This is a genomic window from Euryhalocaulis sp. (genome assembly GCF_013911995.1).
Lineage (GTDB): Bacteria > Pseudomonadota > Alphaproteobacteria > Caulobacterales > Maricaulaceae > Euryhalocaulis > Euryhalocaulis caribicus.
Map to the genome: position 1 here is coordinate 15,772 of NZ_JACESD010000036.1, position 15,675 is coordinate 31,446.

The following is a 15,675-nucleotide window of genomic DNA, read 5'->3' on the forward strand; positions in this document are numbered from 1 at the left end:
CGCCTATCTGTTAAGCGGTCTGGGTCTTGCTTGGTAATGCAGCCGCCGCACAAGTCAGTTGCGAGAGGTCACGTTAGTGTCATGAGTTGGAGAGCGAAAGCCCTTGGCGGGTCTTTGGCCGCCCTGTTCCTTGCGGGCGCCGCCGCCGCTGATAACGCCGATCGGTACGAGGCGGAAGAGGTGTCGACATCGCGCGCAACGGGGGATCCGTTCTGCGAAGGGCCATCCCCGCGCATTCATGTCACCGTCGACAATATCAACAAGCGCGACGGTCAGATCGTGGCCGACCTGCATGATGACGTGCCCGAACATTTCCTGAAGAAGGGAAACAAGCTAGCGCGCGTGCGGGTGCCCGCCGACGCGGCCTATGTGCAATTCTGTTTCTCGGACCTTGAGCCCGGAACCTATGGCGTCGGGATCTATCACGATGTCAATGGAAACCGCGATTTCGACAAGAATTTCATTGGCTTGCCCGCCGAACCCTGGGGGCTGTCCACCAATCCGGGTTTCAAACCGCGCGCGCCGCAGCTGGACGACGCCGATTTTGAAGCCGGTCCGGGGCAGACCGCGATCACCATTTCGCTGAAGAAGTAAACGGCGCGCCGCGGTCGACACTGGCCGCCGGTCTACATAAAACAGTCACGATTTTGCCTTCGGGGACGGACCAATGCTGGGTTTTGATGCCTGGAAACGTCAGGACTACCTGCTGAACCGCATGACTATGCGCGACCTCGTGCGCGCCTATGTCACCTATCCGGGGGTGCAGATCTATCTGGTCCTGATCGCCATTTTCAGCGCCGGGGTCTTCTTCGTGAACCCCGATCCGTTGCGGGTGGCGCTGTCGGTTGGCGCGGCCGTGGCGGTCTATTCGCTGGCCTGGTACCTGATTCACCGCTTCATCCTGCACAGCCGCCTGCTCTACAAGTCGCAATTCACGGCGGCCCTGTGGAAGCGCGTGCATTACGATCATCACCGTTATCCGAACGATATGGGCGTGCTGTTCGGCGGTCTGCACACCACGATCCCCACGATCCTGGCCATCACGTTTCCGATCGGCTGGCTGATCGGCGGGGCGGCCGGCGCGCTCTCCGCCGCGGCGACGGGCATGGCGGTGACCTGCGTCTATGAATTTTTCCATTGCACGCAGCATCTGTCCTTCAATCCGAAATCGGCGTTCATGAAGCGGATCAAGGCGCAGCATCTGGCGCATCATTTCCATGATGAGTCCGGCAATTACGGCATCATCGATTTCAGCTGGGATCGTTTCTTCGGAACGCACTATCCGGAGATGTCGGACCGCCCGCGCAGCGCCACGGCGCGCAATCTGGGCTATGACGCCGCCGAGGCGGAGCGCTATCCCTGGGTGGCGGAACTGAGCGGCGACCGGCCTGCGCGCGATCATGCTTCAGAAAACGCCTGATCCGTCCCTGACGATATCGCGGGTGGAAACCTCGTCCGCTCTGGACGACTTCATCCGCGCGCCCTGGCGCGTCTATGCGGACGATCCGGCATGGCGCGCGCCGCTCTTGTTCGAACGCAAACAGCACCTTTCTCCCAAATCCAACCCGGCCATGGCGCGGCTGGAGCACGCCATGTGGGTGGCCCGCCGCGGCGGAGAGCCGGTCGGCCGCATCAGCGCGCAGATCGATCCGCTGGCCGAGGCGCATCAGGGTTCCGGCCTTGGCCATTTCGGCTTCATCGAAGGCATCGATTCGGAGAGCGTCTTTGACGGCCTGTTCGGCGCGGCGGAAGCCTGGCTGCGCGAACGCGGGGCCAATCGCGTTCAGGGGCCTTTCAACTGGACCATCAATCAGGAATGCGGCCTGCTGGTGGACGGGTTCGACACCCCGCCCCAGATCATGATGCCTCATGGTCGGCCCTATTATGGCGGGCATCTGGACCGGCTTGGCTATGCCAAGGCCGCTGATACGTTCGCTTTTCTTTATCGCGGGGAGGGGCACGACACCCCCACAATGCGCCGGGCGGTTGCGGCCGCGAAAAAGCATGAAGGTCTGACTGTCCGTCCGCTGAACATGAAGCGGTTCGATGAGGAAGTCCGCAACGCCCTGATGATATTCAACGGCGCATGGGCCGGGAACTGGGGCTTCATCCCGTTCACGGACGAGGAAATTGACCACGCAATCAGTGAAATGCGCCCGCTTCTGACCGCCGATATGGGGCGTATCGCAGAGTTGAATGGCGAGCCTGTCGGGTTCGCCATCCTGCTGCCGAACGTCAATGAGCTCGCGCGCGGCCTGAACGGCCGGCTTCTTCCTTTCGGCTGGTCGAAACTGCTTTACCGCCTGAAGGTGAAAGGGCCGCGCAGCGTTCGCCTGCCGCTGTTCGGCGTTCACGCCGATCACCTGAACACCCGCTTCGGCTCCCTGGTGACCTTCTATCTGTTGCAGGAGATCGCCGACGCCTTTGTCGAGCAGGGGTTCGACGAGGTCGAGATGTCCTGGGTTCTGGAAAAGAACACCGCGCTCTGCCGGATCAACGAACATTTCGGCGCGCCCGCCTATAAAACCTACCGCATTTATGAGAAGGCGCTGCCGTGAGCGAAGACGACACATCCCGGCAGGGCTGGACGGCGCTGGTTCTGGCCGGCGCGCGGCCCGGCGACCCTCTGGCCGCCGCTGAAGGGCTGGCCGCCAAGCATTTTGCGGAGATCGGCGGGACCAGCCTGATCGCCCGCGTGCTGGGCGCGATCGACCAGACCCCATGGATTGACCGGGTGATTGTCGCCGCCGACGCCGCCACGCCCCCGGAGGCGCTGGAAGGCCTGACGTCCAAACCGTTATCGGTGGTCGGAACGGCGGACGGCGCGCCCGCCACGGCGCTGGCGGTGCTGAACAGCGAAGCCGGCGCGCCGCCCTTGGTCGTGACCACGTCCGACAATGCCCTGCTTACCCCGGCCATTCTGAAGCATTTCATCGCCGCGGCGCATGATGAAAATATTGATCTGGCCGTCGGGCTGGCGGATTCCCGCACCATCCGCTCTCGCTATCCGGACGTTCAGCGCACCTATCTGAAATTCCGCGGCGGCGCCTATTCCGGCTGCAATCTTTTCGCGGCGAAAACGCCTGAGGCGGGCCGGGTGTTCGCGTTCTGGAAACAGGCCGAGGCGCTTCGCAAATCGCCGGTCAAGCTGGCCCGGCTTTTCGGGGTGCGCGCCCTTTTCCTCTATGTCGCCGGCCTGCTGACGCTGGATCAGGCGTTCGCGCTGGCCTCCCGCAAGCTGGCCGTAAAAGCGCGGCCAATCCTGATTCCCTATGCCGAAGCCGCCATCGACGTGGACAAACCGTCTGATCTGGAACTCGCCCGGCGGATCGCCGCGGGGAAGGCGTGAGCAGCGGCGTTGAGGCTACGGGCTCCTTCCGCCGCCTTCTGAAGCATTTCGCCATGCTGGGCGGCGGCAAGACCGCTGCGGGTCTGACGGGGCTTGTCTATCTCGCCATCGCCGCCAAGGCGCTGGGCGCGCAACAGCTGGGCGTTCTGGTCCTGATTCACGCCTATGCGTTGGCCTTTGCGGAACTGGTTTCCTTCAAGTCCTGGCAGGCGGTGATCCGCTATGGCGCGGATGATATTTCCCGCAATCGTCCCGGCGCGTTCCAGCGATTGCTGCGCGTCTGCTTCGCGGCCGACGCCGCCGGGGCCCTTCTGTCGACGGCGCTGGCCGCGGGGCTGGCTTTCGTTCTGGCGCCCATCGCCGGATTGCCGCCTGAAACCGCGCCGCTTCTGGCGCTCTACAGCCTGGTCAATCTTTTCACATTGAAGGCCGCCGCAACGGGCGTGCTGCGTCTGTATGACCGGTTCGATCTGCTGGCGATGCAGGCGCAGGTGACGCCGCTGATCCGGCTGGGCGGCGCCATCATTGCCGCGGCGCTGGGCTGGGGGCTGACCGGTTTCGTGATCGTCTGGTTTATCGGCGCCGCCGCCGCCGGGCTGGCGCTGCCGCTTCTGGGCGCGCGGGAGCTGGCGCGCCAGGGGCGCTGGCGCGGCATCGCCACGGGCGGCCGGGACGCCCGGCATGACGGCCTCTGGCGCTTCATGATTTTTGCCAATGGCGCCAGCACGGTGAAGCTCAGCGGCACCCATATTCCGCCGCTTCTGGTCGGCGGCGTTCTGGGGCCGGCCGCCGCGGGTCTCTACAAGGTGGCGTTCGAGGTCGCCAATGCGCTTATCAAGGGCGCGCAACTGGCCGAACAGGTCATCTATCCGGAGCTGGCGCGCCTGATCAGCGCCGGCCGCCTTGGCCGGGCTGCGCGCCTTCTGCCCCGCGCCAGTCTGACCGGCTTTGCGGCTGGGACGCTGTTCACGATCATTCTGTGGTTCTTTGGCGAGCCTGTTCTGGCTCGCGTGTTCAGCGAAGAGTTTGGCGAGGCGCGGATGCTGTTGATCTGGCTGGCCGCCTCAGGAGCGCTGGCCGCCGCCGCATCGCCGTTCGAGCCCACGCTCTACGCCTTCGGCAAGCCGCAAATGGTGCTTGGCGCGCAGGCGGTGTCCGCGGCCACGCGTATTCTCGCCATGCTCCTGCTGCTGAACCTGATCGGGCTGACCGGGGCGGGGCTGGCGGCCTTTATCGCCCGCGGCGTCACGCTCGGCGTCATGGTGGCCGCCTGTATAGCCCTGTTCCGGGGGCGGCGGCATGACAAGGCCGGCGCCTAGGATTTGCGGGTGAAGAAAGCGGCGAAGATCGCTTGCGCTTCTTCAGATCCCACTCGTCGCCCGACGGCACGGAATTCCTCGGCCACGCGGGCGTCCAGCGGCTCGGCCTCCCGGCGCATCAGACGCTTGGTTTCCACCAGAGACTCGCGCGGCTTGGCGGCCAGCGCCGCCGCCATGGCCGCTGCCCGCGCCAGCGCGCCGCCGGTTTCTGTCACTTCGTTGATCAGACCGTATTCCAGCAGTTTCGCCGCCTCTGCGGCTTCCGCGCCCAGTAACAATTCGGCGGCGCGCACGCGGCCCAGTTGCTGGACCAGGATTTGCGAGGAACCAGCCTCCGGCGCGATGCCCAGATCGACAAACGGAAACCGGAAGCGCGCGCTCTGGCCGGCATAGATGAAATCGGCGTGCAGCAGCATGGTCGCGCCAAAGCCGATGGCGTCGCCCTCCACGGCGGCCACAAGCGGCTTCTTTAACGCCATCAGGGCCCGTACGGCGTTGGCGCTGGGATTGTAGTCCGGCTCGTGAAGGCGGCCGAGATCGGCGCCCGCCCCGGATATGAAGTCGCCGATATCGTTGCCGGCGCAGAACGTGTCCCCTGACGCGCTCAACAGAAGCACTCCGATGTCCGGGTTGTCGTTCACCGCGTTGCAGGCCTCCGCGATGGCGTTGTACATCGCGCCTGTCAGAGCGTTCTTCTTGGCCGGGCGGTCCATGGTCAGGCGGGCAACCCCGTCCGCAACGTCAAACTGCATCGGCGTGTCGGGCGGAATATCGGCTTTGATGGTCATCAGGATTCCTGTTCTTCGCTGAATTGCGGCGCGCGGCGTTCCTTGAACGCCATAAACCCTTCCGCGAAGGAAGGCCCGGCAAAGGCCTTGGCGAAGGCGCGGCGCGATTCTTCGTCCTCGCCTTGGGCCTGCGCCTGTTTCACAAAGCGTTTCATGGCGGTGATGGTGAAGGGCGACAGGCTGGCGATACGGTCAGCGTGCACGGTCACGGCCGCCTCCAGCGCCTCCGGCGCGACCACCTCATCAACCAGCCCGAACGCTTTGGCGTCCGTTGCACCGTACACGCTGGCCGTGAACAGCATCGACTTGGCGCGGGATACGCCGACCGCGTCGATCAGGCGTTTGGTATCATCCACCGTATAGAGCAGGCCCAGCTTCGCCGGGGTCACCCCCAGCTTGACCGTGGTGTCGGCAAAGCGGTAATCACAGGCCAGCGCCAGCCCGCAACCGCCGCCAATACATGCGCCCCGGATCATCGCCAGCACGGGATGCGGGAAGTCCGCCACCGCCTGCATGGCCCGGCTGAACGTCGCCGCATAGTCCGCCGCGCCGGCCTCATCCCCGATCAGCGCCCCCATTTCAGCGATGTCCGCCCCCGCCGCGAATGAATCGCCTTCGCCGCTGACAATCAGAACCCGCAGCCCCTCCATCCGCCGCGCCTCGCCTGTCAGGTCAGCGATGGCGCGCCACATTCGCGCATTGGCGGCGTTCTTTTTCGCTGCCCGGTTCAGGGTCAGGCGGGCAATGGGGCCCTCTCGCGTCAGGCGCACGGGCGATGTGTGGGGTTCAGGATTCACGGACGGCTTTCAGTATTTCTATGGAGGGTAGGGCTTGCTAGGTAGCGTATCCCGAATATCGAGAAGAGGGCAGGGTAGGACGATGAGCGATCTGGGCAAACTTCTGGAAAATAACCGCCGCTGGGCGGATGGCATCAAGACCGACGACCCGGAATATTTTCTGCGGCTGTCGCGACAGCAGCGTCCGGACATTCTGTGGATTGGCTGCGCCGACAGCCGCGTGCCGGCCAACCAGATCATTGATCTGCCGCCGGGCGAGGTTTTCGTTCACCGCAATATCGCCAATGTCATCGTTCCGACCGACCTGAACTGCCTGTCGGTGCTGCAATTCGCGGTGCAGGTGCTGGAGGTCTCCGACGTGATCATTGTCGGCCATTATGGATGCGGCGGCATTGCAGCGGCGCTGGAAGATGCTGACCACGGCCTGATCGATAACTGGCTGGAGCATATCAAGGACGTGCGCCGCCGCCATGCCGACGAGCTGGAATCGCTGGAGGGTGAAGCGCGTCAGGACCGGCTGGTGGAGTTGAACGTCATGACCGGGGTGGACCGGGTCTGCGCCACCACCATCGTCAAGAAAGCCTGGCGGCAGGGGCAGAACCTGACCGTGCATGGCTGGGTCTATTCGCTCAAGGACGGCCTGGTGAAGCCGCTCGGCTCGCGGAAGGCGGGTCAGCCGCCGGCGCTCACCTCTTTCTGACCGGCTCCAGGAAACGTCATTGCGAAGGCCCGGACTGCGAAGTCCGGGCTTTTTTCTGCGTGGCGCTCTTGTCAAACCGTCCAGACGGTATACATGCACCGCACAAATACCGTCCAGACGGTACAGTTTTTGTGACAGGAGTATCCGGTCTTTGTCAGACATCGTTGAAATCGCCGAAAAACGCTCGACCCGCGACATCATTCTGGATGCCGCCGAGACTATCGTGGCCGATGAAGGCTCCGGGCGACTGACCATCGACGCGGTGGTCAGGAAGAGCGGCTTTTCCAAGGGCGGCGTGCTCTACAATTTCCCCAGCAAGGCCGCCTTGATCGAGGGCATGGTCGAGCGCATGGCCTGCTCCATCCGCGAGGATGCGCTTCATGCCGCGGACGAGGCCGAAAAGACCGATTGCGCGGTTCTCATGGCGCTTCTGGAGAACATCCTGAACAAGGATGAGGAGAAAATGCGCGTTCGCATGGGTCTCCTCGCCGCCCTTGCCGAGCAGCCTGAGCTGATCGGGACGGTCCGCAAGAATATTGAGCAGATCAAGGAACAGGTCGCGGCTCATACCAGTGACATCGAAATGGCGTACCTGATGTTCCTGGCGGCCGATGGAATGCGCCTGTCGCGCATGATGGGCCTGGAAATTCTTACCCCCGAAGAACGTGAGCGCGTGGAAAAACGCATGCTCAAGATTACCAAGGAGATCTCGCGATGACCCGCCCCCTGATCGCATGGTTTGGCCTGGCCGCCGCCATTCTGGTCGCCGGCTGTAGCGGGGAGGCCGCCCAGGAGCCGGAAATCGTCAAGACCGCGCAGATAGAGACCGTGGAAACGGCCTCGAAAGGCCTGACTCGAGAGTTTGTCGGCCGCGTTGAGGCGCGGATCGCCATCGACGTCACGATGCGGGTCGGCGGCCGGCTTCAGGAATTCCCGGTCGAGGAGGGGGATCGCGTCAGCAAGGGCGACCTGATCGCGCGTCTTGAAGTACAGGATTACAATCGCGCAGTGCGCGAGGCGCAGGTCCGGGTGGAGCAGACTCGCACTGATCTCGTGCGGGCACGGGAGCTTTTTGAACAGAACGCGACCCCGAAAGCACAGCTGGACAGCGCGCAAACCGCCTATGATCTGGCGGTTGTGGCGCTGGATCAGGCCCGTCAGAACCTCGAATATGCCCGCTTCACCGCGCCGTTTGACGGTCTGGTGACCCGAAAATATGTCGATAATTACACTCAGGTGGATGCGGGAACCCCGATCGCGCGGCTTCAGGATACGGGCGAATTGCGGGTCGCGATCCAGGTTCCTGAGGACCTTATCGCGACGGTTTCGGCTGATTCCGTGGCCATGTACGCGACGTTTCCGTTCGCGCCGGACCGTCAATTCCCGCTGGAATACCGCGAATTGATCGCCGAACCGGACCAGGCCTCGCTCACCTACAAGGTGATGATGGCCCTGCCGGAGGGCGTTCCCGCGTCGATTCTGCCCGGAATGACGGCCGATGTCGTCGCCAATGTCGCCATGAAAGGCCCGGTTTCCGGGGCGGTTCGCGTCCCTGTCGCGGCTCTGGACGACACGCCGGAGGGCGATTTCGTGGTCTGGACCTATGACGCGGCCTCCGGCGCAGTGGCGCCCCGGCCGGTCAAGCCGTCGCGTCTCGACAATGGCGGCGTGCTGGTGACCGAGGGGCTGCAAGCGGGTGAGCAAATCGTCACCGCCGGCGTGGCGGGTTTGCAGGAAGGCATGCGGGTGCGCCCGCTCGGCGACGAACTGGACTGAATTCATGCGTTTCAATCTCGCGCGCCTGTCGATCGAGAAGCCGCTTCTCGCTTGGTTGATCATCCTTTTCTGCCTGCTGGGCGGCATCTGGGCCTTTCTAACGATCGGCCGCCTGGAAGACCCGGCTTTCACCATCAAGAACGCCGTCATCGTGACGCAGTATCCCGGCGCGACGGCCGAGGAGGTGGAACAGGAAGTCACAGAGCCGCTGGAGATCGCGCTGCAGCAGATGGATCAGCTCAAGCGCATGGAGTCGGAATCAGCGCCGGGCCGGTCCGAAATCCAGGTTGAGATGCTGGACCAGTATCGTGATGACGAGCTGGAACAGGTCTGGGACGATCTCCGCAAACGCATGCGCGACGCCTCGGCCTTCCTGCCCCCCGGCGCCAGCGAGCCCTTCGTCATCGATGATTTCGGCGATGTTTACGGTATTTTCTACGCGATCACGGCCCCCGGCTATTCCGACGCCCAGAAGCGTGATCTCGCCAAGATGCTCAGACGGGAGCTGTCGCTGGTTGACGGCGTCGCGCGGGTGGAGACGGCCGGGCTCGAGGATGAGCGCATCTATGTTGAAATTCCGCAGGGGCGCCTCGCCCGTCTGAACCTGCCCTTTCCGGCGGTGCTGCAGGCGATTTCAAACGAGAACGAAGTGGTTTCCGCCGGCGAAGCGCCGATGGGCGAACGCTTGCTGCGCATCTCCGTGCCGCAGAGCATCGACGGCGTTGCGGCGCTGGAGAACTTGCTGATCGCGCCGGCCAATTCAGGGGATACGATCCGGCTGGGCGATATTGCGACCGTGACGCGGGCGCATGTCGAACGCCCCGATCAGTTTATCTATCACAACAATCAGCGCGCCTTCACGGTGGCCGTCGCCGGTCTGCCGTCCGCCAATATTGTCGATGTCGGTCACGCGGTTGAGGCGAAGCTGGACCAGCTCGCCCCGCGGATCCCGGTCGGCGTGGATATCCACCCGATCTATGAGCAGCATCAGGTGGTTCAGGAATCGCTCAACGGCTTCCTCGTGAACCTGGCCCTGTCGCTCGCCATCGTGGTCGGAATGCTGTGCGTGTTCATGGGGTGGCGCGCGGGCTTGTCCGTCGGGACGGTCCTGCTTCTGACCATTTCAGGGACCATCTTTTTCATGAAGCTCGGCGGGTTGGAGATGCAGCGCATCTCTCTGGGCGCGCTGATCATCGCCATGGGCATGCTGGTCGATAACGCCATCGTGGTGGTGGAAGGCATCCAGACCGGTGTGCAGCGCGGTGAAGGCCGGAAGGAAGCGGCCGAGGACGCGGTGTCCGCCACACAGTGGCCGCTGCTGGGCGCGACCGTCATCGGGATCATGGCGTTCTCCGGCATCGGCCTTTCGCCGGATGTGACGGGCGAATTCCTGTTCTCCCTGTTCGCGGTGATCCTGATTTCCCTGATGCTCAGCTGGGTGCTGGCGATCACGGTCGCCCCGCTTGTGTCCTACACCCTGTTCAAGTCAAACCGGGGCAACCCAACCGACCCCTATGGCGGCCGCGTATTCGGCCTCTATCGCCGCATTCTGGGAACCACGCTGCGCGCCCGCTGGATAACGCTGGCGGTCCTGCTGGTCGTTACAGTGACCAGCTACTGGGCGTTCGGGTTCGTGAAACAATCCTTCTTCCCCAATTCCAACACGCCGATCTTTTATGTCGACGTGGTGCAGCCTCAGGGCGCCGACATCCTCGACGTGAATGAGGACCTGCAGGAAATGGGCGCCTATGTCGCAGAACTGGAAAATGTTCTGGCCGTCGACACGTTCGTCGGAGCCGGCGCAACCCGTTTCATGCTGACCTACGCGCCGGAACAGCCCAACACCGCCTATGGCCAGTTGATCGTTCGGACCGCCGACCGCAATGAAATTCCCCCGCTCGCCAACCAGATCGAGAAGCATCTGGAGGAAAACTGGCCGGGCGCGGAAATTCGCGTGAATCGCATTGTCTTCGGTCCGCCCTCCGGCGCGGATCTGGAAGCGCGCTTCTCAGGCCCGGATGCGGATGTGCTGCGCGCCCTGGCCGACAAGGCGATGGAAAGCGTGGAGCGCGAGGCCAATGTCACCGAAGTCCGCACAACATGGCGTAACCGCGCGCCGGTCATCATCCCCGAAATCAACGAATCCCGCGCCCGGACGCTGGGCGTTGCGCGGGAAGACATTGCGCAGGCCGTCAGCTTCGCCACCACGGGCGAGACGGTGGGCCTGTATCGTGAGAAAGACCGCCTGATCCCCATCGTCGCCCGCGCTCCGGTCGCTGAACGCAACGAAGCCGATGCCCTGGCCGACCGCCTGATCTGGAGTCCGGGCCGGAATTCTTACGTCTCGATGGATGATCTTGTCAGCGCGTTCGAGGTGGAAGCCGAGGAGACTCTGATTCAGCGCTATAACCGGGTCCGCACGATCACGGTGCAGGCGCAGTCCCGCCAGAGTGAGACCGCGGCCACAGCGTTCGAGCGTTTCCGCCCGGCGATCGAGTCGGTCGAATTGCCGCCCGGCTATACGCTGGAATGGGGCGGCGAGTTTGAAGCCTCGATGGAGGCGAATGAATCGCTCGGGGCGCAGCTGCCGGTCAGCTTCATCGTTATGCTGCTGGTCTCTCTGCTGCTGTTCCTGAAGGTGCGTCAGCCGCTCATTGTCTGGCTGATCGTGCCAATGTCGCTGGTCGGCGTGGTGATCGGCCTTCTGACCACCAACACCGCGTTCAGCTTCACGGCCCTTCTGGGCTTCCTGTCCCTGTCGGGCATGCTGATCAAGAACGCCATTGTCCTGATTGACGAGATCGATGTCCGCATCGATCGCGGCGATGACCGGTGGGAGGCCTTGCGTGACGGCTCGGTCAGCCGCCTGCGGCCTGTTCTTCTGGCGGCCGGCACGACGATCCTCGGCATGACTCCTCTGCTCACCGACGCCTTCTTCCGCGGCATGGCGGTGACAATCATTGGCGGTCTCGCCTTCGCGACGGTTTTGACCATGGTGGCCGCGCCGCTGCTCTATTCGCTGTTCTTCGGCATCAAGCCGCCGAACCGCCGTCAATCTCAAGCGGCCGCCGGATCAGTTTCCGCGCCGGCCGCCCGATAGATCAGGAACAGCCTTCGACATATTGAATGCTCGGCCCGCCGGCGTGGATCATGTGGATCTCGCCCGAGGGATTGACCTGATAGCGGATGCCGCGCGCATCGGGGTCCTGCACATAGTCCGCGCTCGTATTGCCCGATTGCCAGACGGTGAAGTCCTGCGCTTCGGGATTATATTTGCCCGGCGTGACGACCGCGCCGTCGCCATAGGCTTCGCGTATGGTCTCCGGGCCATCGCCCAGCCCGATTCCGGCATCCGTTTCCACGACGGAGTCGCGGGCCAGGGAAATGCGGCTGAGGACGCCATTCTCCATCATTACCAGAATGCCGTCCGGGGCATCGGCGGGATGAAATTGATCGCAGACTTCCGGCTCCGGTCCGCCGACCGCGCCGGGATTGTCGTCCGGACCCGCCGCCTCATTCACCTCCTCCAGCGTCATGCCGATGCGCAGCGGTCCAAGACCGTCGCCGGTCAGGGCGGCGTTATCGAAGCCTTCAGTTTCAGACGCCGGTTCGGCCGCGGGCGGCGTGGGGGCGGTGGTTTCGTTTTCGGCTTCGGGCATTTGCGCTGACGGGGCGCTTTCTTCCCCGGCGGCGGGCGAATCGGGCGTGTCATTCGCCCCGCAGGAGGCGAGGGCGATCGAGGCAAGCAGGGCTGCTGTGCGTGTCATGTCAGAACTCCGGCAATTCGATGCGCCGCAAACCGGCGCGCGCCGGTCAAAGACGCGTGCGCAGGCTCAAGAGTTCCGGGAAAAATGACTTATCCAGCGCCTTGGCCAGATAGCTGACGCCCGATGTGCCGCCGGTTCCGGTCTTGTAGCCGATGATCCGCTCCACGGTTTTCAAATGCGCGAACCGCCATTGCTGGAACCGGTATTCCAGATCGACCAGTTTCTCGGCCAGTTCATAGAGATCCCAATGGGTCTCGGGATCGCGGTAGATTTTCAGCCAGGCGTCTTCGACCCCTTCGCTGAATTCGTGCGAGTCGGCGAGGGGGCGGCTCAGAACCGTCTCGGGAATATCGAAACCGCGCCGCGCCAGCAGGGCCAGCGCCTCGCCATAGAGTGAGGGCGCCTCCAGCGCGGCCTTGAGACGGGCATGGATTTCCGGGTTGCCTTCGTGCGGTTTCAGCATCCGGGCGTCCTTGGCCCCCATCAGGAATTCCAGTTCACGATACTGGAAAGACTGGAAGCCGGAGCTTTGGCCCAGGGACGGGCGGATTTTCGTGTAGTCGGCCGGCGTCATGGTGGCCAGCACGTCCCAGGACTGGATCAGCTGGGTCTGGATGCGCGCCACCCGGGCGATCATCTTGAAGGCCGGGCCGAGCACGTCTTTCCTGATCTGGTCGCGCGCGGCGCGAAGCTCATGCGAGGACAGTTTCATCCATAGCTCGGTGGCCTGATGGATGGTGATGAAAAGAAGCTCGTCATGCTCGCCGGACAGCGGGGCTTGCGCGGTCAGAATCTTGTCGAGCTGCAGATAATCCCCGTAGCTGAGGTCCGGGCGCTCGTGAAACGTAAGGTCGTCGCTCATCGCCCTTTATCCCTTCAGGTAACCGCCGCGCGCTCGGCGAAACGGGGTTCGCGCCACTCGCCGGTCTCCATCACTTCGGCTAGATGCGCGGCCGCGTCATAGACGTCGACGAAGCGCGTATAGAGCGGGGTGAAGCCAAAGCGGAGAATGTCCGGGTCGCGGAAATCGCCGATCACGCCCCGCGCAATGATCGCCTGCATGATGGCGTAGCCGTCCTTGTGCCGCAGGCTGACCTGGCTGCCGCGCCATTCGGAATCGCGGGCGCAGCCCAGCTCGAATTCCTCCCCGCAGCGTTCCTCCACCAGCTGGATGAACAGATCGCCCAGCCTCCGGCTCTTGGCGCGGATATCGGCCATGTCCACGCCGTCAAACGTCTTCAGACCCTCCTCCAGCGCCGTCAGCGCCAGGATGGACGGGGAGGAGCACATGGCCCGCCGAACGCCGCTGGCCGGCGCGTAATCGTCCACGAACTCGAACGGCTTTGCATGGCCCAGCCATCCCGAAAGCGGCGTTCGGAAATCGTCCAGATGCCGCTTGGCGATGAACAAAAAGCCCGGCGCGCCCGGTCCGCCATTGAGATATTTATAGCCGCACCCCACCGCCAGGTCGCAGCGCGCGGCCTGCAGGTCCAGCTCCACCGCCCCGGTCGAATGACTGAGGTCCCACAGCGTCAGCGCCCCGGCGTCATGCGCCGCCTTGGTCATCGCCTGCATGTCGAACAGCGCGCCGGTCTTGTAGTGGGCGTGGGTCAGAAGGAGGAGGGCGACATCGTCATCCAGCGCCTGCGGGATGTTCTCCCGCGCCACGGCCCGCACCTCCACGCCGTCGTGAAATTCGGCCAGGCCCTGCAGCATGTAGAGATCGGTCGGGAAATTGCCGGTCTCGGTGACGATCACCTTGCGCCCGGGCCGCATTTTCAGGGCCGCGGCAGCCAGCTTGTAGATATTGATGGAAACCGTGTCGGCGACCAGAACCTCTTCCGGCGCGGCCCCGATCAGCGGGGCGACCTTCGCGCCCAGATCCAGCGGCATGTCCATCCAGCCATGCTTGTTCCAGCTGGAAATCAGGTCCTCGCCCCATTCGCGCTCGACCATTTCCTTCATCCGCGCCGGCGTCGCGGCGGGCAGCACGCCCAGCGAGTTGCCGTCCAGATAGATCAGGCCTTCCGGAATGGAGAAGCGGTCGCGCGCGAAGGCCAGCGCGTCATCGGCGTCCATCTGCTCGAAATCGGCGCGGGTCAGGCTCATACAGGCTCCGGCAGGCCAAGATCGCGGAAGACCTCATTGGTGATGGCGTCGAAGCGTTCGATATAGAATCCGAAGCGGTCTTCGATTTCCGCGCGGTGTTTCGGGTCCATCTCGGTCTCGTAGCGTTTCAGGACGCCCTTGTTGAATTCCGGCACGTCTTCCTTTTTCGGCGCCGCCTCGTCGATGCGGGACAGGGCGTCTTCCGTGCCGGCGAAATTGGCCAGTTCGCGCGCCAGGATGTCCGGGTGCTGGGCAACCAGCATGAAGGGCACGGGCATGACGTTCGGCGTTTCCAGCCATTCCATCGTCTTGCCGATCTGCTTGCGCAGCACGCGGATCGCGTCGTCCATATGGTGCAGCGTGGCGAAGAAGGACTCCTTGCCGTTCTCGCGGTCGCGCACCCCGGCGTCCAGCAGGGCCAGCGCGCTGTCCCGCGGATCGCGGAAAGACGCCGTCGCCTTGATCCGTCCGGCCCAGATTTCCTGCGCCGTATAGGCATGCAGGGTGGAGTGGGTTTTCACCGGCAGCAGCTCGTCATCCGGCCAGCGGTCGCGCGCAAGTTCGATATATTCGCGGTCCACATCGGGCTGGAAAGCGGCCTTGCGGTCTTCCGGCATCCGCTCGTCCAGACGCCGCCATATCGGGGAGCCAGCCCCCTCCGCCAGATTGGTCAGCGTAAAGAAGACAAAAGTGCTGGCCGATTTGGGCAGGCCGTAAGAAATCAAAATCATACCAAGCGCTTATGTCTGTTGCGGGGCGAAAAGCCTTTGACGGCGGGCCGACCGCTCTCTAGGACGGACCGGCGTTCATGACAATATCGGAGCGGCAAATGTCCAAGGAACTGGCGGCGGTCGAACTGGCTAAGGAACTGGCCCGGATGGAAGGCGTGCTGCAGCCCGACGGCACATGGACGCGCAAGGATCCGCGCATGTTGTTCAATTATTACAGCCGCGCTGTGAAGAAGGTTTTCGCCTTCGATCCCGACACCCTGGACGAGGACGAATAGGGGCGCGCCATGCCGCGCGAAACGCCCGCGCCCGACTGGTCCGACATTCGCGACATCATTGCTT

General features: G+C 63.6%; 16 protein-coding genes. 10 read left to right on the forward strand and 6 right to left on the reverse strand.

The annotated features are described in order from the left end of the window. The first annotated feature begins 81 nt into the window (after positions 1–81). The 5 genes from H2040_RS10155 to H2040_RS10175 all read left to right on the forward strand — a co-directional run bounded on the left by H2040_RS10155 (position 82) and on the right by H2040_RS10175 (position 4,668). Positions 82–594 carry a DUF2141 domain-containing protein gene (locus H2040_RS10155; protein WP_287157193.1) on the forward strand — a complete coding sequence of 171 codons (513 nt, stop codon included), beginning with the start codon at positions 82–84 and terminating at the stop codon, positions 592–594. A gap of 73 nt (positions 595–667) precedes the next feature. Continuing rightward, complete coding sequence (locus H2040_RS10160) at positions 668–1,420, forward strand: sterol desaturase family protein (RefSeq protein WP_287157195.1); 753 nt, start codon at positions 668–670, stop codon at positions 1,418–1,420. Beyond that, the gene (locus H2040_RS10165) at positions 1,401–2,558 is read left to right on the forward strand and encodes a hypothetical protein (RefSeq protein WP_287157197.1); all 1,158 of its coding nucleotides are present in this window, start codon (positions 1,401–1,403) and stop codon (positions 2,556–2,558) included. The genes H2040_RS10160 and H2040_RS10165 overlap by 20 nt, the downstream gene beginning before the upstream one ends. Then, a complete protein-coding gene (locus tag H2040_RS10170; RefSeq protein WP_287157200.1) occupies positions 2,555–3,349 on the forward strand; it encodes an NTP transferase domain-containing protein in 795 nt (264 codons plus the stop codon). Before H2040_RS10165 ends, H2040_RS10170 begins: the two co-directional genes overlap by 4 nt. Next, positions 3,346–4,668, forward strand: coding sequence for a lipopolysaccharide biosynthesis protein (locus H2040_RS10175; RefSeq protein ID WP_287157202.1), 1,323 nt, complete (start codon positions 3,346–3,348; stop codon positions 4,666–4,668). The genes H2040_RS10170 and H2040_RS10175 overlap by 4 nt, the downstream gene beginning before the upstream one ends. Here H2040_RS10175 and H2040_RS10180 read toward each other — a convergent pair. Then, entirely contained in the window at positions 4,665–5,456 is a 792-nt protein-coding gene (locus tag H2040_RS10180) for an enoyl-CoA hydratase/isomerase family protein (RefSeq protein ID WP_287157204.1), read from the reverse strand. The genes H2040_RS10175 and H2040_RS10180 overlap by 4 nt on opposite strands. Further along, positions 5,456–6,253 (reverse strand): enoyl-CoA hydratase/isomerase family protein, encoded by a 798-nt coding sequence (locus H2040_RS10185; protein WP_287157206.1) that lies wholly within the window; start codon positions 6,251–6,253, stop codon positions 5,456–5,458. The genes H2040_RS10180 and H2040_RS10185 overlap by 1 nt, the downstream gene beginning before the upstream one ends. An 82-nt stretch (positions 6,254–6,335) precedes the next feature. Here H2040_RS10185 and can point away from each other — a divergent pair, with 82 nt between their 5' ends. From can to H2040_RS10205, 4 genes are all read left to right on the forward strand, one after another. Further along, the gene (can, locus tag H2040_RS10190) at positions 6,336–6,953 is read left to right on the forward strand and encodes a carbonate dehydratase (RefSeq protein ID WP_022698813.1); all 618 of its coding nucleotides are present in this window, start codon (positions 6,336–6,338) and stop codon (positions 6,951–6,953) included. 151 nt (positions 6,954–7,104) lie between these two features. Further along, on the forward strand, positions 7,105–7,671 hold the full coding sequence (locus tag H2040_RS10195) for a TetR/AcrR family transcriptional regulator (protein ID WP_022698814.1): 567 nt from the start codon (positions 7,105–7,107) through the stop codon (positions 7,669–7,671). Beyond that, positions 7,668–8,729, forward strand: coding sequence for an efflux RND transporter periplasmic adaptor subunit (locus tag H2040_RS10200; protein ID WP_287157208.1), 1,062 nt, complete (start codon positions 7,668–7,670; stop codon positions 8,727–8,729). The genes H2040_RS10195 and H2040_RS10200 overlap by 4 nt, the downstream gene beginning before the upstream one ends. 4 nt (positions 8,730–8,733) lie before the next feature. Next, the gene (locus H2040_RS10205; protein WP_287157209.1) at positions 8,734–11,829 is read left to right on the forward strand and encodes an efflux RND transporter permease subunit; all 3,096 of its coding nucleotides are present in this window, start codon (positions 8,734–8,736) and stop codon (positions 11,827–11,829) included. A gap of 1 nt (position 11,830) precedes the next feature. Here the strand turns inward: H2040_RS10205 and H2040_RS10210 are convergent, their stop codons facing one another. Genes H2040_RS10210 through H2040_RS10225 form a run of 4 tightly spaced genes read right to left on the reverse strand, consistent with a single transcriptional unit; the run spans position 11,831 to position 15,336 of the window. After that, the gene (locus H2040_RS10210) at positions 11,831–12,496 is read right to left on the reverse strand and encodes a hypothetical protein (protein ID WP_287157210.1); all 666 of its coding nucleotides are present in this window, start codon (positions 12,494–12,496) and stop codon (positions 11,831–11,833) included. A gap of 46 nt (positions 12,497–12,542) precedes the next feature. Beyond that, positions 12,543–13,358, reverse strand: a complete 816-nt coding sequence (gene kynA / locus H2040_RS10215) for a tryptophan 2,3-dioxygenase (protein WP_287157211.1) — start codon at positions 13,356–13,358, stop codon at positions 12,543–12,545. A 14-nt stretch (positions 13,359–13,372) separates the two neighbouring features. Next, entirely contained in the window at positions 13,373–14,605 is a 1,233-nt protein-coding gene (kynU, locus tag H2040_RS10220; protein ID WP_287157213.1) for a kynureninase, read from the reverse strand. Beyond that, positions 14,602–15,336, reverse strand: coding sequence for a hypothetical protein (locus tag H2040_RS10225; protein ID WP_287157215.1), 735 nt, complete (start codon positions 15,334–15,336; stop codon positions 14,602–14,604). The genes kynU and H2040_RS10225 overlap by 4 nt, the downstream gene beginning before the upstream one ends. A gap of 98 nt (positions 15,337–15,434) precedes the next feature. Here H2040_RS10225 and H2040_RS10230 point away from each other — a divergent pair, with 98 nt between their 5' ends. Then, positions 15,435–15,611: a hypothetical protein gene (locus tag H2040_RS10230; protein ID WP_022698821.1), complete on the forward strand. Its 177-nt coding sequence runs from the start codon at positions 15,435–15,437 to the stop codon at positions 15,609–15,611. Positions 15,612–15,675: the final 64 nt, after the last annotated feature.